Genomic DNA, 16,209 nt, shown 5'->3' on the forward strand with positions numbered 1-16,209 from the left:
GTAGGCGTGGGTGGCGAAGCCGTGGCGGCGGTGCCAGATCCGGCGCTGGTAGATGATGTACCGCACCCACCATAGGGCGCCGGAGCGGGCGAGGGTCACCCACAGTTGCACGACCTGTTCCATCGTGACCCCGTCCGGGTCGCGTAGGTCGGCGTCGAAGTCCCGGGCCCGTACCTCGTCGAGGTTGTCGCCGTCGCGGTACTCCGGCCGGCCGGTCCGGTCTGGGTTGTGGCTCGACGGGTAGCTTTGGTGGGAGGTGTCGCCGATCGATCCGTCCGATCTGGTGTCTCGCTTGGGGAACCGCTTGTCGAGTTGATCGCGGACTTCATCCAGGTTAGGTACCACTGTCCATGCCATCGGTGCTCACCTCCATGATTGGCCAGTCGGTTTCGGCGGGGTCGCTCCAGGGGTCGGGGAGCTGCTCCCCGATATGCTGCTCCGGGACCTCATCGGCGACCGGATGCGGAATGTTGGACATTTTGCTCCTTGTCATTGGGATACCCATTCGGCATCGAGGCGTGCTGAGACACCGAATTGGCTATATAAATTGAGCGAGCCACCGCTGTTTTGCCACACAAATATCTCGAGGTAGTGGCCGACGGCTAGCCGGATGAGCCCGGACGTCGATAGTCGCGCACTGATCCCGGAGGGTGTTGCCGGGACCGCGGTCCCGATGCCGGCGGAGCTGTTGAAGCGATACACGGCGAGAGCGCGCGACCCGACCGAATTGAGGCTGAACCCGACCGCCGCCGCCACGCGATAGAGCCCTGCTCGGGTACAGACGATCCGGCCGTTGGCCGGATCCGCCATACCACCCGAATCCTCGCTGGTGCTCGTGAGCTCCACTTTGGTGTAGGAGGCGTGTGGTATTGATGGTGTGGCTGTCGTCGTCATCACGCAGACCGCGCCGCCGAGCCGCTCGGCGGTGAGGATCATGCCGGATTGCCAGTGCGTCACGATGTCCCCTCCAGTACAGCAATCCACTGCACGGGTATGTCATCCCAGGTGCTGCCCGGGCTGACGCCATCCCCGCGGAAAACGAACAAGGTGAACCCTGTTGTGGTGATGTTGATTGGCCGGGAGCCCCAGCGGGCAGTAGGGCCGGCCCCCGACACAATCTGCGTCGTCACGCGCGGCGTTGCCGCGAATGGCTCCGCAAATGCGACGGGCTGGGTATAGAGTGCGAGGTTAGTAAATGACACGTCTACCTGCCCGCTTTCCTGTTCCCCCAGCCGGGCCGGGGTGATCAGCATCCCGGACTGCCAGTGCGTCATCCTGTCCTCCTCACAGGGGCGCCACGGCCGGCGCCCATACCTGCACCTCCGTGCCGTCCGGCCAGGACCGCGAGACTCCGTTGACGCCGCGCGCGGACAGGGTCACGGTCTGGGTGAGTCCGGTGCCGGTGATTGCGGTGGCGGTGACGCGTTCACCGCCACCGATTCGGAGATCCATCGAGAAATCCGCGGGATCCGTGGTCCATCCGCCATTTGCGGCGGTCGAGGTCAACGTGAGGGAGAGCGCGGAGGTGTCCACGGCCGCGATGGTGGAGCCGTCCGCCGCGACCCGCTGCGGGCCGTCAATAGTGGCTACGTCCCACCGGTCCGCCGGCTCGGTGGCAAGCTCGACCGTCCACCGGCGTCGGCCGGTGATCGTCTCGCGTGCGTGCACGAGGGTCTGGTCGATCGTGTCGGTTGTCGCCGCGTCGGGGGCGTTGATCACCTGCACCCGGGAGCCGGGCTGGCAGGTTACCCAGTCCGCGGTCAGTGCACGGCCGGAGTGAGTGTGCAGCGGCACGGTGAGGCGATACCGGGTGCCCGCCTGGCCATACATCCATAGCCGCCAATTGGCGTGATGCTGCAGCTGGTTGTCAGACGCCAGATTGAGGCGGGGGCTCGACGGGATCAGACCTCGCTGGGTGATCGAGTCCTCGTCGGCGGCGACCGCGCTGGAACCACCGATGCGTGTGACCGTCCAGTGATTACGCAGCTGCTGGTCGTTGGCGGCCGGGGTGAAGTGCCCGCCGAGCTGCCGGTCGGCGGCATCGACCTCCAGAGCGGGCGGGGCGTTGTATCGGGACCAGCGAGGCAGGTACGCCAACCCGTGTCCGGACTCGTAGATGATGCCGAGGTCGACCTGCTCGCACTGTTGGTACAGGTCGAGTGGGGTGCCGTCTGGCTGCACGCCCATCGCCGTCGCGCCCTCATCGGGGATTGTCGGCACCGACAGGGCGACGCCCTCCTCTGCGCACAGCCGGGCCAGCCGCAGGTGCGCCTGCTCGCGCGGGTGGGCGTCTACCCGTGATGACGTGAGTGGCGACGTCGCGCTGTCCCACACCCGTAGATGCCCCGCGACGAAATCGAGGCCGACAGACTCGAACACGCGTTGGTCAGGGTTGAGCGCGATGGTGTCGATCCGGCCCAGGGTGCCGGTGACGGTCACCGACCCTATGGTCCGCGAAGACGTCATGACTTTCACGTCGATCGACCCGCCGTTCTGGACGGCGGATATCCTGAGAGTGAAGGGCCCGACGTACCTTGTCGGCACACTCCAGACGACTGTCGGCGAACCTGACGCGGTGTAGGCCACCAGATAGGTGCCGTAGACGTCGTTGTAGTCGTCGACAAAGTCCCAGCGCACGAACGTCCCGGCGGGGGTGGCCCATCGCAGCAGGACAACCTCGCCCACGGGGTTTCCCGTCTGCCAGAACGCCTCCAGCGTCCAGGCGACAGGGCTGCTGGTCCCGGCCGGCGCCCGACCGGATAGGGAACCACCGTCGGCCAGTAGCGGCAGGGATTTGGTGCCCCACCGTTGGGTGCCCCCGACGCTGATGTCCACGCCCCCGGCGGCGAACTTCACGGTCCCGTCTGCTTGCATCGGCGCTACGCCGCGGATGCCGGATGCCGCCCCCGTCGCGTCGGCCTCGTCCTCACACGGCCAGTAGGCCAGCAGTCCGTCACTGGCGGCGAGTATTGTCCGGTTCACCGGTGATCGGGTCGGCGGGGATCCACGTCCCAGCCGTCCGAGCACGCCCACCGACTCAATGCGTGCCACGGCGAGCTTGCCGGAGCGGCCCGGCCAGGTCACCGACCAGCTCCGCACGTAGCCGGAGTGACGGTTACGCCATCCAGCCCCGTCACCTAGGTGCACGTCCACACTGACTGGTGTCCAGGTGCGCACGTGCGGCCAGTATGGAGACGCCGCATGCCCGGGGGTGAACCGGCCGTCGCTGTTGCGTAGCGTCAGCGCGCATGTCGACGACTCGGGCCGGGTAGCGCTGGCTTGGCGCCCCCACTCCAACTCGATCGGATCCGATGGCCACCAAAAGGGCGTGAGGTCGGTCCACACCCACGTCCCGGGGTCGGCATTCAGGTCAGCGCCGAACGCCGCCCTGATCCGCACGTCGAGCGGATCCCCGTCAATCCAGCCCATACCTCCGCCTCCTACTACTGGTTGGATCCGATGACCTGCTGCACGTTGCCGCCGCGGCCAGCGACCTGCTCCCGCAGCACCAGGACCAGATCGCCGCCGCGGACCCGGAACTCTCCGGTGAGCAGCAGCCGACCCGGTGTGGTCGTAGCCGTTCCGGCCCCGAGTGGCTGGATCGTGGCCCCGCGGTTGAGGTACGCCACCTCGGGCCCACGCTCACCGACCACGGCGAGACCTGGCGCGAGTGCGGTACCGCCCTTCGCCAGGTACGGGATGTTCGGGGTGGACAAGGTCGCGCCGCCCCACACCTGACCCAAACCTGGAACGGAGACGCCGGGAATGCGGAAGGACAGCCGGTTCCATTTGCCGATAATCCAGTTCAGGGCGCTCTTGAAGGCGGCCTTGAGCCCGTCGAAGAGTCCCCACGTCGCCCGTCCAACTCGCCCGGGAAGCCCGGCTACCCAACGCAGCCACGTGGAGCCCTTATCGACAATCCAGTCGAAGACAGCGCGCCCCAGCTCACCGACCTTGCGCCAGGTCCCCGAAAACAACGACCACCACGTCCGCGCCCCGGAAGCAAGTATCCCTATCGCCCATTCCCAGCCGTCAACAATCCAATTCAGCACCCATTCGGCAGCGGCCTTGATACCACCCCACGCGGCACTCCACAGATCCTGGAACCACGTCGTTTTCGTCGCAATCCATACGATCGCAGCAACGAGGGCGATAATGCCCAGCACGATCCACCCGATTGGACTGAGAGCCATCACCACATTGAGGGCCGTCTGCACCGCCACCCACGCCTTGGTGACCACGATGATCGTGCCGATCACCCCGGCGAGGATTCCCAGCCCGGTCGCCAGCGGCACCACCCAATCACTGTTTCGAGACAGCCAACCCAGCATGTCACCCAACGCGACCAGGATTGTGCGTTTGAACGCCAGCAGCCGCTGGATGGTGGTGTCCTCAAGCTTCTTGGATGCCTTGTCGCTGGCCCCCGCCACGCCATCGAAGCCATCGCCTACCGCCGCCAGGTTGTGCAGGAAACCAGGGATATCTGCGACGTTGAGGTCCTCGAGGGGGGTGCCGAACAGGGCGATGGCGGCGGTCGCCTGCTCGGTAGGATCCTTGATTGACAACAGGCCGGCGGTGATCTTCTGGAGAGCGGCATGCGCGGTGTCACCACCGGCGAGGATCTGGTTGGACATCGTTTTGGCGTTCAACCCGATCGCCTTGTAGGCGTCCACCGAGGACGTAGACATGTCAGTGGCCAGGGCGGTGAACTCTTTGAGCGCGTCGCCGGTTTTGTCGATGCTGATACCGCCTTTTTTGCTGGCGGCTGTCAGGAGCGCGAACGCTTGTTCCCCGTCGAACCCCAACGTCCGAAAGAACTGCCCGTACTCGTCTGCGGTCTCCAGGACGTCTTCTCGTAGCGCTATCGGCACCCGTTTGGACGCGGCGGTGATCAGGTCCATGGCGTGGTCGGCGTCGCGCACCAACCCCGAGCCGATAAGCGTGGACGCGTACTGGGCGGCCGTAGCGACATCGGTCCCCCACGCGGACGCGTAGGCCTGCACCTTGACGGTCATCCGCTCGATCGCTCCGGCGTCGTCGACCGCCGCCAGGTGCGAGGAGACCACCGCCTGCGTGGCTTCCATCACCTGATCCGCCGACTCGCCGAACCCACGGGCATATACCCGCCCGGCAGCCTCACCGATTGACTGCGCCAGCGCCGGATCACCCACCCGGGCGGTTAGTTTCGCGCGGGCGGCGTCCATGTGCAGGCCCTCGACCAGGCCGGCGCCGATTCCTGCGGCGAGCGCGGCACCCAGGACGGGGCCGTGCTGCTTGGCTCGCTCGCCGAGCTGCCGCATCTTGCCCTCGGCGGCTTTCATGCCCTTGGCGAGGTGTGTGTTGTCGGCCTTGAGATAGGCAACCAACTCGCCGAGCTTCAATGCCATGTCGGTCGCCTCCAACGGGGTGTGCCTTGTGTACGGTGCTCGCGTCACCAGCGAGCTACGGAAGGTTGAAGATGAGTCAGAAACGGAAACCGTCGACAGCCGTCGTCGTACTCAGTGCCGTCGCCGGGGCGCTGACGCTCGTGCTGTGCGCCGGCCTGATCGGCGGCCTGGTTGGCGACGACACCGAACTCGAGAACCTTCCCGCCTACACCGTGGCCAATCAGGAGGGTGGGGACATCGTTGTCGAGGTGGACGAGGTGCTTACCGCCGGCCAGGTAGAGGCCATCGGCGTCGATCTGCGGAGTAAGCAAACCAGGGAGACCAGCTATTTCGTGTCCATCAACTGCTCCACCAGTGGCAGCGCGACGTCCGACAACCGGCTGGCCACCGTCCGGTTCGGGATCGGCACGCTCGGCAGTGTCCGAACGGGCCTGGACGACGGGCAGTTCGATGTCCAGATGGACCAGGACCCAACCTGCCCTGTATCGGCGTCTCCTGCCGTTGCCACAGCACACGGCCTCGATATCCCCCCTGAGCCCGACAAGGAAAGCTGGGATGCGTACATCGCCGAGCTCAAGGAGATCGACCCTGCGATCGTCGGAACCAAGGACGAGAGAACTTTGATTAGCCGAGGTCGCAGCCAATGCGGCAGCGTGAAGCAGTGGCCGGACGACCAATCTAAGCTTGTTGAGTTGACGAACCTACGGTTCACCGCACCCGGTTACTCTGAGGGGTTTGGCGAGGCGAAGGCCGAGAAGATCCTTGCCGTGGTGCGTACGTACATCTGCCCGACTTACTGACCAGGTATCTCGGGGAGTTCGGGCTCGGGTGCGAGGGCCCGGTAGGTGCGGGTGTCGGCGGCGAGTAGACCGAGGATGCGTGTCTGGAGCCATCGCCAGGACCGGGTTCGCATCAGGGTCCGGTCCTCAACGTCGATGCCGTACACGTCGTGTAGGTCGGCTTCGATGAGTGCCCACTGTGCGAGTAGGGCGCTCCAGCTCACCGTGCCTTCCGGCGTCCCCTGTTCCTGTGCGCGGGTGTCGGCGGGGATGTCGTACCACTCGTGGAGGCCGGTGGCGGGGTCTTTTCGTCCCCGGCCGTACGGTTCCCGCCAGTCTGGGCCCGGTTCTGCGCCCGACGTGCCTGTCGGTTCGTCGGGCGTTGGGCTTCCGGGCGGCCCCCGGAGGTCCAGTATCGTTCGGCGGTGTCTTCTCCGCCGATGATCCAGATGTAGCCGGTCTGCCCGCAGAACTGGATGTACGGGTCGGGAACTTGGTCGGCGGCCATCTGCTGGTAGACGTCGCCGAGGACTCGCTCCGGCAGGCTGAGGTCACCGGGGAGCTGGGGCAGGGCCTCGATGCGGGCGACCGCTGCCTGGATCTCCTGCTCGCTGCTGGCGTTGTGGACCTCTCCGGTGACCTCGGCCAGGCGGCGGCACCATAGGCCCAGCTCGGCTGAGGGCAGCGGCAGGGTGTACTCGCGGCCCTTGACCGTCAGCGTGAGCCCTGGCGACCAGTAGGCGTCGAGGTCGGCGAGACGCGCACCCATCAGGCGTAGGTGTAGTCGTCGGCGGGCGTGTCCGTGCTGGCCCCGGCGGTGGTGGTGACCTGGACCTGGACGGTGCCGGCGAGGCCGGCGGGCGGGACTGCCACGATGTGGCTGTCGGAGACGACCGTGTAGCCAACGGCCGGCGTTCCGCCAAACTCAACCGCGGTCACGTCGGTGACGCCGTTGGGCCGGTAGTGCTGCCCGTAGATGTCTACGACCTGGTCGGATCCGGCCGTTGAGCCGGAGGTCGGGAAGATGCTGGTGACCGTTGGGATGAGGGAGCCGGCGGGGTTGGTGATGTCGGTGATCTGGCCCTGCCCCTGGAGCACTATGTCGATGGTTTCGCGGCCCTTGCCGCCGCTGGGCGCCCACGACTTGACGTAGACGCGGCCCTCGTGGGAGTTGCCGTCGTCGAGGCCCTCGCGGTTGTACCAGCGGACCCCGAACTCGGCGTTCCCGGTGCTGGATGTCCGGAGAGCCTTGAATCGGCTGCGGAGGAACGCCTGCACGGCATCGACGGCGGTGCCGGCGAAGTTGGTCGACCAGGCGATCTTGACTTCGATTCGCCAGGCGTAGCCCGTGACTTCCTCCCGCATCGCCCCGTTGTCGTCGTAGACCTCGTCGTCCTCGGTGCGCAGCTCTTCCAGGAGCTTGACCTCCTCGATGCCCATGAGCTGCTGGTAGTTGATGGCTGGGTAGGTGGCGGTGTCGATGTCGAGTCGGTGCGTGCGGGCCAGCTCGGTGACCCGGGTGGTCGGGGTGGTCGCCATGACGCGGCCCTGCCTCTCAGTCGGTGCGATTGAGCGTCGGGCGCATCGCCTCGACGTAGTAGTTGCTGGACGACTCCCACCGGCGGTTGGTGTCCTGGCCGAGGGAGGTGTGGTTGCGGCGGGTCACGTCCACGACCTGCACCGTGCCGAGGGTGGTCCGGCCGAGGCTGTCGAGCAGCTCGAAGACGGCGTCGGCGATGTCTTCGACGCTGCGCGGATCATCGGGTAGTCCCCGACACCGGACCTGCACTCCCACCGTGTGGTCGGCCATGCCGGGCAGGTCGTCTCCGGCCGTGTAGGCGGTGAGGGTGATCAGCCGGTCCGGGTGCTGCGGGATGGCGCGGATGACGATGGCTGTCTCGCCGGCCTGGTAGGCGCCGGTTGTGCGCCAGGTTCCGGCGCCGCCGGTGTGGAGCAGTTCGGCGATGCCGGTTAGCAGTTGGGAGGTCCAGCCGTCACCGAGTGCCATGTCATCCCTTCAGTGGCTTCCCGGTAGCCCTCATCGCCAGCGCGAGCATCACGTCCCGCTCCGTCGACATCGGCTGCTCCAGGAATTTGGCCTGCCGGCCGTCGTCGTGCCGCAACGTCATGTCCTCGTGCTGCCGGACGGCGTATGGCCTGTCGTAGGACACGGCGACGGTGCCGGAGCCGGGGTCGATGGTGACCTCACCGGAGCGCTCCAGGTCGCCCTCCTCGTGCGGCGCCAGCGACGACGACACCTGGAGCAGGTGCTCGGCGGCCAACTCCAGGCCGTCCATGCCCGCGTCGGACAGCGCGGCGAGCACCCTGGCTCCGTCCCATTCCAGCCGGAAATCGTCGGCCATCGTCTACTCCAGGTTCAGCTCGACGTGCTCCGGCAAGTCCAGGCCGTGCGCGGATAGGTCGGAGCGAGCCAGGACCCGTGAGGTTCGGCCGGCCCAGGTGACCCGGGAGCCGGGTGGACAGACGGTGCCTGGCGGGCAGTAGACGGTGGTGGAGCTGACCTGTTCGGCGCCGGCTGCGTCCTGGGTTTGTACCCGCACCAGGCGGCGGGTCTGCTCTACCACGCACGGCGTGACATCGGCCGGGTCGGCGAACACGTCTCCGTAGGCGCCGGATCCCTCGTACGCCTGCACGCTGACCGTCGTCGGGGTAGGGATGTGGACAGCAACGAATTCAGCCCAGTCCATGCCAGGGCTCCTGCGGTCCTTGCCCGGTTAGTCCGGCGGCCTGGAGTGTCTGCCATGCCTGCGGCCACAGCCCGTTGATCTTGCGTGCTTGCTGGCTGGATCCGCCAGCACCCTGCCCACCACGCACCACGCTGACCTTCCCGATCGCGAAGCTCGCGGTCGGCGGCATGGCACCGGTGCCGGTGATGTCCCCGGCGGCGATCATCCCGGCGACCTGCTCACACGTAGCATCCCGCAGGGCGGCGATCACCTCCGCATCCGTCACGTCGTACACGGCGCACAGCAGCGCCCTGTCGACATCCCTGCTAGCTCGGGTGAGCAGCAACGCGGCGGACGCGCCGGTCGGCACCGTCACCGGGTAGGCGGTCAGCTCCACCTCGGTTGCGTATGCCACGCTGCTGCCCTCCTTACTCGGGTTTCGGCCCGTACTGCTCGCGCAGCTCGTCGCGCTTCATGCCGGCGACCTGCTCCGGGTCCGCTCCCCGCTGCTCGATGGCGTACGTGCGCCACTGCTCGGCGGAAGCGTTCCCGGCCGGCGTCTCGGTGAGTGCCTGGGCCTTTGGAGCGGCCTCGACGTCCCCGGGCTCGTTGACGTGCTTCGGCGCCTGCGTGTGATAGCGGCGGAGCATCCCTACACCCATCAGGACGCCGACGTCGTGATGACTACGACGCCCTTGTCGTTGAGGCGCTTTACCGCGTAGTGGAGGTTCGTGGTTACCACGTTGGAGCGCTTCAGGATGTCCCGGTCCTGCTCGACGATCGGCCGGCGCTTCCACAGCACGCCGAGCGAGTTGCGTTTGACGATCAGCGAGGTGCGGGCGGCGAGCCGGTCGGTGACGTAGACCGGCATGCCGCCGATCTGGCCGAGGAAGCCGCGCAGCACGATGTTGTTGCCGCTCTGCACCTGGGAGGCTGAGATGAACTGGTCGTCCTTGTGAAGGGCGGAGATGGCGTCCGAGCGGACGAACATGCCCCACACGTCGGCCAGGTCGAAGTCGTCGCCGAACTGGGCGATCGAGTCGACGATGTGATCCCAGGTCAGGACCGTGTTGCCGGTGGTGAGGGTGTTGGCCAGCGGCGCCGAGTCCCCGACGATGCTGCCGTCCGGGCGGGTGACGCCGTTGGACACTGTCGCGGTCGCCGCAGCGATGAGGTCAGCGTCGACCTTGCGGGCGGCGAGGACACCGAACTGCCGGATCGCCTCGCCCTGCGGGTCACCGAGGCCGGTCAGCATGGCATTGTCGGTGATCTCGACCGCCTTGCCGGCCTCCCTGATGGTGGCCTTGGTCGCGGACTGGGTCAGCGCTTCGGTGGTCATGGCGACGCCTTCGGTGAGGTCGTCCAGCTCGCCGAGCGCGTCCCACTTGGGGAAGTCGACGGTGTTGCCCGGGTTGCCGACGAGGGTGTCGTCGGACAGGGCGGCGTTGGCGACGACGACCTTGCCGGTGAACTCGGCCTGGGCCATGTCCTCCCAGACTTCCGGGGAGTACAGCTTGGTGGAGTCGGTGAGTGCCACGGTGGGGCTCCTGGATCAGTGAGGCGGGCTACCGGCCCGCGAGCTTGCGGTACGTGGTGGGGTCCCGTTGGAACAGCTCCTGCCGCTGAGCGACGCTCATCCGCTTGAACTGCTCCGGGGTGACGGCATCTCCACCGGGCCCGCCGGTGAACTCGCCTCCGCTGCGCGCGGGCGCCTGGCCTGCCTCGCGGTACTGGGGGTTCTCGTCGATCGCCTTCTTCATCGCGTCGCGGAGCTTCGCGGCGAAGTCATCGGCGGTCGGGTCGAGGTTGTGCGCACGCTCCATGAAGGAGCGGCTGTCGGTGAGCGCCTGCGGGTTCGCGCCGGCGTTCTTGGCGTTCTTCCAGATGGCCAGCTCGATGGTGACATCACGGTTGGCGTCGGCCAGCTTGGTGACCTGCTGGGTGAGCTGCGCCGGGTCGGCCTGCTTCCCGTCGGCCGCCTTCGGGTCGAGAACGGCGAGCAGCTTCTGCGCCAGGTCCTGGCGGGCCTGCTCGGCGGCTTCGGTGGCGGCTTGCGCCTTGGCCTCGGTGCGGGCCTTGGCCTCGCCCTGGCGGGCGTCGCGGAGGACCTTCTGCGCCCATGAGGGCAGGTCTTCCACCCGCTCGCCGGTCGGCTCCTGGCCGGCCGGCTGGGCGGGCTGCTGCTGGCCGGTGGTGGCCGGCTGCTGCTCGGTGCCAGTCTGGGTGCCCTCGGCGGTCGCGGTGGCGGTTTCCACGGTGGGTGTCTCCTGGGTGTCGACGGTCGGCGCCCGGCCGTCCGTGCGGTCGACCGCTGCGCCAGGCAGCGGGGTTTATCGGGGCAGGTTGCCCGCGCCGATCTGCTCCCGATACGGAAGCCGCTTCAGCTCGGGGTGCTTGGCAAGGTGGTCGCGCATGCTGGCTTGCCACTGGCGGACCTTCGCCGACGCGGTCGCCTTGCCGGCGTCATCGAGCGCGCCCGCCTCGCGTTCCTTCCAGCGGCGGATCTGCCGCTCGATGGCCCGCTGCCGGTCCTTCGCCTCGTAGCCCTTCGGGTTGGCCAGCCTGCCGGTGGGCCGCTTCGTCGCCCCGGGCAGGTACGCGCGCAGGCTGTGGGTGCAGTTGGGGTGCATCAGCCCGTCGGCGCGCGCCTCGTCGACGCTGCCAGCGATGTCCACGCTGACGGTGCCGACCATGCTGGCCAGCTCAACCCGGCCGCGCTGCCGCCCGGAGATGGACAGCACCTTGCCCTCCCACGGCCGGCAGAGCGGGCACTCGCGGGGGCTGTTGGACACGATGACCAGGTCCAGGCCCATCGACTGGAGCCGGTCGGTTTGGCCTTGGACGGCGGCGCGTTGGGTGACGGTGCGGACGGCCATCTCGGCGTACGAGGAGAGCCGCCACATCCGCCCGCGCGAGTCGGTGAAGCTGGCCACGCCCTGGTCTATGAACCTCTGATAGGCCAACTGCGACGCCTGCCGGCGGGTTTGCCCGCCCGCCACCGACACGGCGGTGGCCTGCTGGACGACCGCCCGGTACACGTCGAGGACGTGCCGCAGCACGTTGGAGTGCCGCTGCCCCACGTCGTCGAGCAGCGCGGCGGCGAGGTTCTCCACTACGGCGGCGCGGATGCCCCGCTCGGCGGCCAGCCCTGCCGCCCGGACGGCGTCCGGGTCGCGGGGCAGAAGCGCCGCCGGCAGGCCGGTGGTCGCTGCGGCCCGTCCGGAGCGGTACGCGCGGGCGAGCGCCTCGCGGATCTGCTCCGATCCGTCCGCGTCGACCACGGCGAGGATCCGCTCGATGGTGCGCCGTAGCGTGCCGAGCGCCCCCAGCCGTGTGGCGGCCCAGTCGGGGGCGTCCATGCCGGCGGCCAGCCTGCGGGTGACCTCGCGGAGGATGGCCTGCTCGGCGGCCCGGTACAGGTCGACGGTGTTGCGGGCGATGGCGTCGATCTGGTCGCCGGTGAGGGCCATGGGCTACTCCTGGACCGGCGGCCCGTCGCCCTGGTGGCCGGGGTCGGCGGGTGGCGGCTCGTTGCCGGCGAGCGCGCCGAGGCTGCTGCCGACGTCCACGACCGGTGGGGCGTCGCCGTTGATCCGGTCCACCTCCTCGCGGATCGCCGTTTCCTCCCAGTCCGGGTGCAGCGCCTTCACCTTCAGGTACGTCGAGATCGCGCCCGCGGCATCCAGCAACTGGAGCGTCCGGGCCTGAGACTCCGGGTCCTGGGAGACAGTGCTCCCGAAGTCGATCTCCGGGGTTTCGACGGCCACACCTGAGTTGAAGAGCACCGCGTCCACGGCGAGGAGCGTCTCGGTGATCTCCTGTGTTCGCGGTTTGACGTGCAGCAGCTTCGCGTCGCGGCCGATGAACGATTCCCGCTCCCTGGCGGTGACCTCGGTGGCGGTGACGGCCGGCCCGCCGGCCATGCCGAAGGACTGCGCCGAGTAGCCGGCCGTTTCCACGATCATGCGGGCCTGCTCGGCGGCCATCCGGAGGTGCTCCTCGACCCGGATGAGCGGCTGGATCAGCTCGATGTTCAGCCCGGAGCTGTCGTCGGCCATCGTCTTGATGGGGGTGAACAGCTCCCGCGCCGTGTCGAACACGGCGCCGTTTCCGGGCCCGAGTGAGGTGAGGTACTCCTCGGGCACGACCAGTCGGGCGCGGGCGAGACGCAGGTCCCGCATCAGGGACGTCCACGTTTCGTCGAGGGCGTCGAAGAAGCCCTCAACGCCGTCATAGTCGGAGCGGCCCAGGTTGACCGCCGCCGGCAGGTCGGCCCAGATCCGCGACGGGGTGATGTTCGGGATGTAGACGGCGGTGAGCCTGTCGGTCAGGCCCGTGTCGATCTGCCCGGTGGGGGCGACGTCGGCCAGCCACGCCACGTCTGGGTGGGCGCCGAATTCCACCTGCCTGCCGAGACGGTCCGGGGTGCCCTCGTACAGGCCGTGGAGGATCGCGCCGCGCTCGTGCCGCTCCAGGTGCCGCAGCACCCGGTTCCCGTCGTCCTCCAGGACTCGCCAGAAGGTGACCGCCCAGAGGGTGTCCCACCGCCACTCGGGCACCGCCGCGGTGGCGTCGACCCGGGACAGCCACGGCCGGGGCCGGATGCTCTTGTCCCAGACGACGCGCAGGTAGACGCCGCCCTTCGCCGCGCCCGTCTCCGTAGCGGCGAGGAGGGTGGCATGGGCGCCGTCGTCGACCAGCTCGTCCAGCCGCTTTTGGGTGGCCGCGTTCTTGGCCTTCAGGGTGGGGGGCTCGCTGAAGAGCAGCCGCGCCGACGTCTGGGCGATATCGGAGGGCAGCGGCACATGAAGCTTGGCGCGCTGCTCCCCGTCCGGAGTGGGCTCGCCCCAGAAGGTGCGGGCGATCCAGCCGACGAGCCCGCCCCGGTACTGGCTGGGCCGGTTCGGGGGACGGTTCATGTCGGTGCCCTGGTAGACGCGGGTGAGCCGGGCGGTTTCACCCGAGTACCAGGCCGTCCACTCGTCGAGCTTGCTGTAGACCGGGGCCAGTGACTTCGGCGGCCACGCCATGTCGGAGGAGGTGGGCAGTGGCACAGCGGGTGCCCCCTCTCAGGCAGCGTTGTCGGCGCGGAGGTGGTGCCACCAGATCGCCCGGGTGGTGTGGATGGCGTACCGGGTGGCGTCGATCGAGTGGTCGTCTGCCTTGACCGGCTCGTCGCGGCCCCGCTCGGCGGCCTTGTCGTCCCAGGAGTATCCGGGCAGCTCGGCGAGGAGGCCGCTGCACGACCGGTGGATGCGCAGCCGGTCGCGGGCCAGCAGCGACGACATGGTGCGGATGCCCTCCACCACCTCGTTCTTGCCCGGCTTGTTCGGCAGGCCGTCCTTGGCGAGCTGGACGCGGAAGTCGGCGGCGGCCGGGTCGACGAGCACGTACTCGGGGGAGACACCCCTGTCCCCGCCGGGTAGGTCGATGCCGGACAGCCATGACCGGACAGCCTGCGAGTACTCGTACGGGGACATCTGCCGGCGGGCGGTCTTCGAGTCGTGCCGCCATTCCCGGGCCACGTACAGCCGGCCATCGACGCCGAAGCCGACCAGGACAGCGGCGAACGCGTTGGTGGTGCCGTAGTCGATGCCGACGGCGAGCCAGCGGGTGATGGCGGGCAGGTCGGCGATGACGTGCTTGTCCTCGTCGAACATGTCGAACACGGCACCCTCGGCCTGCACCCACGCCCCGGTGATGAACCGCTTGTACCAGAGGCCGACGTACTCGGTCTTGAGGTCACGGACGTACTGCGGGTCGAGGTGCGGGTTGTCATCGAGCGTGGAGTGCCATGTGCGCAGGTTCAGCTCACCGGCCCGCAGGAGGTACTTCTTGCGCAGCCAGTGACTGGGGGCGTCTGGGTTGGTGGTGCCGAACAACTGCGCACCCGGCACGGACAGCCGGGCCAGGACCTGGGTGAAGAACGCCTCGGGGATCGTGGTGAGTTCGTCACCGTAGGCCAGGCACAAGGTCATGCCGCGGACCTTCGGCTCCGCCTTGGCGTCATTCGCGCCCAGGACGTCGACTTCCCGGCCGAGGATCATGCCGGTTGCCGCGCCTGGGTTGTACTTGACCAGGCGGGCGAGCGGCCCGAACAGGAGCGGATCCGTGAGTACCGCGAACACGTTGCGGTTGACGGACTCACGGGTCTTGCCGAACAGCAGGACCCGGCCGGAGCTGGGCGCGGTCGCGATGGCCAAAAGGAGCCGCAGCAGCGACGCGACGGTTTTACCGGACCGGACGCTGCCCTGCCAGATGTTGAGGCGGGCTGTGGACTCCACCACGGAACGGAGGTGGATCGGCGACAGGGTGCGGCCGACCGCGTCGAGGTCAACCGCCATCGGATCCGGCGGGGTTGAGCTGCTCGTAGGCTGCGCCGAGGCTCCGGGCGAGGGCTCCGAGCATGCTCTTCGCGGCGTCAATTCCGGGGTCGGCGTCATATTCGTCGAGGCGAACAGCCTTGTCGATGGCAATGCCGACCGACTGCATGATCTTCTGCTTGTCGGCAAAAGTGGGCTCGGGCATCGTCCAGTCGACCCGGAAGAACTCCTTGCCGCCGTGGTCGACGTAGCAGGCTTCCTGCCAGAGTCGTTGGCGGAGCCGGTTGGCGTCGTCGAGTAGGGCGTTGGCCAGTGCAGCGCGCTTGGCGCGAGCGTCGTCTCTTTTGGCCTCGGTGGCAGCGCGGGTCGCAGTCCGGTCGAAGCTGAGGTCGAGCTGGTCGGCGATCCTGGAGACGGTGCGTCCGGAGCGGCCGATCGTCCGGCCGATCTCGTTGCGAGACAGGCCCTGGGCGTGCAGTTCGCGGACTCGGTCGTAGTCGGCCTGGGTGACTGGTCGGGCGGTCATGGTGTGTCGCTCCGTCCCGGGCCTTGCCCGGTCAGAGGTGGGAGGGGTGGGCTTCGCGTGGGGTTGGTGCGGGCAGGCCGTCCCAGCCTGCGACCTGCCCGCCTCGCCCTGGTCGCGTTCCGGTCTGTGGGTACGCGAAAGCCCGGCGCCACTGAGTGGTCGGCCGGGCCTTGGGCACACTCCGCCTATGCGGTGGATGTGTGAAAACATGATCGCTCGGTTAGGCGGCTGCCGTCAACTCGACACGCGTGCGGCCCCGGCTGGTGGTTCGGGTGAGCATCTCCACGTGGGCGGCCTGGTCGTAGCGGTACCAGGTGGTGCCGCGTCCTTGCCCGGGTAGGTGGTGGGCGGGCAGGAGGCCGTGCAGCCTGTCGTTGGGGTCGCGGGAGCGGCGGGCCCAGTCACGCACGCGGGCGGCGGTGATGTCGGGGCCGAGGGCGTGGGCGATCTGCGCGGCGGTGCCGTAGCGGTCACGGGTGAGTGGGGTGTCGCCGGGGCAGCGGCCGG

Annotated in this window: 21 protein-coding genes and 1 pseudogene; 1 reads left to right on the forward strand and 21 read right to left on the reverse strand. The window is 68.4% G+C overall.

Annotated elements, in window-relative coordinates; all coding sequences use genetic code 11:
- The 6 genes and pseudogenes from K228_RS0121895 to K228_RS0121920 form a co-directional block, all read right to left on the reverse strand.
- Positions 1–357 (reverse strand): annotated as a pseudogene (locus K228_RS0121895) (peptidoglycan-binding protein); the annotation flags it as partial.
- Positions 335–478, reverse strand: coding sequence for a hypothetical protein (locus tag K228_RS28960; RefSeq protein ID WP_188116233.1), 144 nt, complete (start codon positions 476–478; stop codon positions 335–337). The gene K228_RS28960 and the pseudogene K228_RS0121895, both read right to left, overlap by 23 nt.
- Positions 479–489: 11 nt before the next feature.
- Positions 490–936, reverse strand: coding sequence for a hypothetical protein (locus K228_RS0121905; protein ID WP_155251606.1), 447 nt, complete (start codon positions 934–936; stop codon positions 490–492).
- Between the two features lie 17 nt (positions 937–953).
- A complete protein-coding gene (locus tag K228_RS0121910) occupies positions 954–1,274 on the reverse strand; it encodes an H-type lectin domain-containing protein (RefSeq protein WP_025620336.1) in 321 nt (106 codons plus the stop codon).
- Positions 1,275–1,284: 10 nt separating this feature from the next.
- Entirely contained in the window at positions 1,285–3,429 is a 2,145-nt protein-coding gene (locus K228_RS0121915; protein WP_029723881.1) for a hypothetical protein, read from the reverse strand.
- A gap of 14 nt (positions 3,430–3,443) precedes the next feature.
- Positions 3,444–5,387, reverse strand: coding sequence for a phage tail tape measure protein (locus tag K228_RS0121920; RefSeq protein WP_025620340.1), 1,944 nt, complete (start codon positions 5,385–5,387; stop codon positions 3,444–3,446).
- A gap of 71 nt (positions 5,388–5,458) precedes the next feature.
- Between K228_RS0121920 and K228_RS0121925 the strand changes: the two genes are divergently transcribed.
- Positions 5,459–6,187, forward strand: coding sequence for a hypothetical protein (locus K228_RS0121925; protein ID WP_025620341.1), 729 nt, complete (start codon positions 5,459–5,461; stop codon positions 6,185–6,187).
- On the opposite strand, the gene K228_RS0121930 is transcribed toward K228_RS0121925, so the two are convergent.
- From K228_RS0121930 to K228_RS0122005, 15 genes are all read right to left on the reverse strand, one after another.
- Positions 6,181–6,390, reverse strand: coding sequence for a hypothetical protein (locus tag K228_RS0121930; RefSeq protein WP_025620342.1), 210 nt, complete (start codon positions 6,388–6,390; stop codon positions 6,181–6,183). The two genes, K228_RS0121925 and K228_RS0121930, sit on opposite strands and share 7 nt — an antisense overlap.
- Positions 6,387–6,935, reverse strand: a complete 549-nt coding sequence (locus tag K228_RS0121935; protein WP_025620343.1) for a DUF7426 family protein — start codon at positions 6,933–6,935, stop codon at positions 6,387–6,389. The genes K228_RS0121930 and K228_RS0121935 overlap by 4 nt, the downstream gene beginning before the upstream one ends.
- Positions 6,935–7,705, reverse strand: coding sequence for a phage tail tube protein (locus K228_RS0121940; protein ID WP_025620344.1), 771 nt, complete (start codon positions 7,703–7,705; stop codon positions 6,935–6,937). Before K228_RS0121940 ends, K228_RS0121935 begins: the two co-directional genes overlap by 1 nt.
- 16 nt (positions 7,706–7,721) lie before the next feature.
- Entirely contained in the window at positions 7,722–8,174 is a 453-nt protein-coding gene (locus K228_RS0121945; RefSeq protein WP_025620345.1) for a minor capsid protein, read from the reverse strand.
- Position 8,175: 1 nt separating this feature from the next.
- Positions 8,176–8,529 (reverse strand): hypothetical protein, encoded by a 354-nt coding sequence (locus tag K228_RS0121950; protein WP_025620346.1) that lies wholly within the window; start codon positions 8,527–8,529, stop codon positions 8,176–8,178.
- 3 nt (positions 8,530–8,532) lie between these two features.
- Positions 8,533–8,874: a hypothetical protein gene (locus K228_RS0121955; protein WP_025620347.1), complete on the reverse strand. Its 342-nt coding sequence runs from the start codon at positions 8,872–8,874 to the stop codon at positions 8,533–8,535.
- The gene (locus K228_RS0121960; protein WP_025620348.1) at positions 8,861–9,268 is read right to left on the reverse strand and encodes a hypothetical protein; all 408 of its coding nucleotides are present in this window, start codon (positions 9,266–9,268) and stop codon (positions 8,861–8,863) included. Before K228_RS0121960 ends, K228_RS0121955 begins: the two co-directional genes overlap by 14 nt.
- A 13-nt stretch (positions 9,269–9,281) precedes the next feature.
- Complete coding sequence (locus K228_RS0121965) at positions 9,282–9,503, reverse strand: hypothetical protein (protein WP_025620349.1); 222 nt, start codon at positions 9,501–9,503, stop codon at positions 9,282–9,284.
- Positions 9,504–9,514: 11 nt separating this feature from the next.
- A complete protein-coding gene (locus K228_RS0121970) occupies positions 9,515–10,390 on the reverse strand; it encodes a N4-gp56 family major capsid protein (RefSeq protein ID WP_025620350.1) in 876 nt (291 codons plus the stop codon).
- Positions 10,391–10,418: 28 nt separating this feature from the next.
- Positions 10,419–11,108 (reverse strand): hypothetical protein, encoded by a 690-nt coding sequence (locus K228_RS26500; RefSeq protein WP_025620351.1) that lies wholly within the window; start codon positions 11,106–11,108, stop codon positions 10,419–10,421.
- Between the two features lie 75 nt (positions 11,109–11,183).
- Complete coding sequence (locus tag K228_RS0121985) at positions 11,184–12,323, reverse strand: phage minor capsid protein (RefSeq protein WP_025620352.1); 1,140 nt, start codon at positions 12,321–12,323, stop codon at positions 11,184–11,186.
- 3 nt (positions 12,324–12,326) lie between these two features.
- Positions 12,327–13,883 carry a phage minor capsid protein gene (locus tag K228_RS0121990; protein WP_029723883.1) on the reverse strand — a complete coding sequence of 519 codons (1,557 nt, stop codon included), beginning with the start codon at positions 13,881–13,883 and terminating at the stop codon, positions 12,327–12,329.
- Positions 13,884–13,922: 39 nt separating this feature from the next.
- Positions 13,923–15,197, reverse strand: coding sequence for a PBSX family phage terminase large subunit (locus K228_RS0121995; RefSeq protein ID WP_025620354.1), 1,275 nt, complete (start codon positions 15,195–15,197; stop codon positions 13,923–13,925).
- The gene (locus K228_RS0122000) at positions 15,187–15,702 is read right to left on the reverse strand and encodes a helix-turn-helix domain containing protein (RefSeq protein WP_025620355.1); all 516 of its coding nucleotides are present in this window, start codon (positions 15,700–15,702) and stop codon (positions 15,187–15,189) included. The genes K228_RS0121995 and K228_RS0122000 overlap by 11 nt, the downstream gene beginning before the upstream one ends.
- A gap of 220 nt (positions 15,703–15,922) precedes the next feature.
- Positions 15,923–16,209: hypothetical protein (locus K228_RS0122005; protein WP_025620356.1), on the reverse strand; the 287-nt coding region annotated here is incomplete at its 5' end.

Origin of the sequence: Salinispora cortesiana, assembly GCF_000484695.1 — a bacterium.
GTDB lineage: Bacteria > Actinomycetota > Actinomycetes > Mycobacteriales > Micromonosporaceae > Micromonospora > Micromonospora cortesiana.

Coding starts and splice junctions, on each gene's coding strand:
- K228_RS0121945 (WP_025620345.1), bottom strand. CDS start 8,174: ATGGCACTCGGTGACGGCTGGACCTCCCAACTGCTAACCGGCATCGCC.
- K228_RS0121985 (WP_025620352.1), bottom strand. CDS start 12,323: ATGGCCCTCACCGGCGACCAGATCGACGCCATCGCCCGCAACACCGTC.
- K228_RS0122000 (WP_025620355.1), bottom strand. CDS start 15,702: ATGACCGCCCGACCAGTCACCCAGGCCGACTACGACCGAGTCCGCGAA.
- K228_RS0121995 (WP_025620354.1), bottom strand. CDS start 15,197: ATGGCGGTTGACCTCGACGCGGTCGGCCGCACCCTGTCGCCGATCCAC.
- K228_RS0121935 (WP_025620343.1), bottom strand. CDS start 6,935: ATGGGTGCGCGTCTCGCCGACCTCGACGCCTACTGGTCGCCAGGGCTC.
- K228_RS0121950 (WP_025620346.1), bottom strand. CDS start 8,529: ATGGCCGACGATTTCCGGCTGGAATGGGACGGAGCCAGGGTGCTCGCC.
- K228_RS0121940 (WP_025620344.1), bottom strand. CDS start 7,705: ATGGCGACCACCCCGACCACCCGGGTCACCGAGCTGGCCCGCACGCAC.
- K228_RS0121965 (WP_025620349.1), bottom strand. CDS start 9,503: ATGCTCCGCCGCTATCACACGCAGGCGCCGAAGCACGTCAACGAGCCC.
- K228_RS0121905 (WP_155251606.1), bottom strand. CDS start 936: ATGATCCTCACCGCCGAGCGGCTCGGCGGCGCGGTCTGCGTGATGACG.
- K228_RS0121955 (WP_025620347.1), bottom strand. CDS start 8,874: ATGGACTGGGCTGAATTCGTTGCTGTCCACATCCCTACCCCGACGACG.
- K228_RS28960 (WP_188116233.1), bottom strand. CDS start 478: ATGTCCAACATTCCGCATCCGGTCGCCGATGAGGTCCCGGAGCAGCAT.
- K228_RS0121990 (WP_029723883.1), bottom strand. CDS start 13,883: ATGGCGTGGCCGCCGAAGTCACTGGCCCCGGTCTACAGCAAGCTCGAC.
- K228_RS0121920 (WP_025620340.1), bottom strand. CDS start 5,387: ATGGCATTGAAGCTCGGCGAGTTGGTTGCCTATCTCAAGGCCGACAAC.
- K228_RS0121910 (WP_025620336.1), bottom strand. CDS start 1,274: ATGACGCACTGGCAGTCCGGGATGCTGATCACCCCGGCCCGGCTGGGG.
- K228_RS0121925 (WP_025620341.1), top strand. CDS start 5,459: ATGAGTCAGAAACGGAAACCGTCGACAGCCGTCGTCGTACTCAGTGCC.
- K228_RS0121915 (WP_029723881.1), bottom strand. CDS start 3,429: ATGGGCTGGATTGACGGGGATCCGCTCGACGTGCGGATCAGGGCGGCG.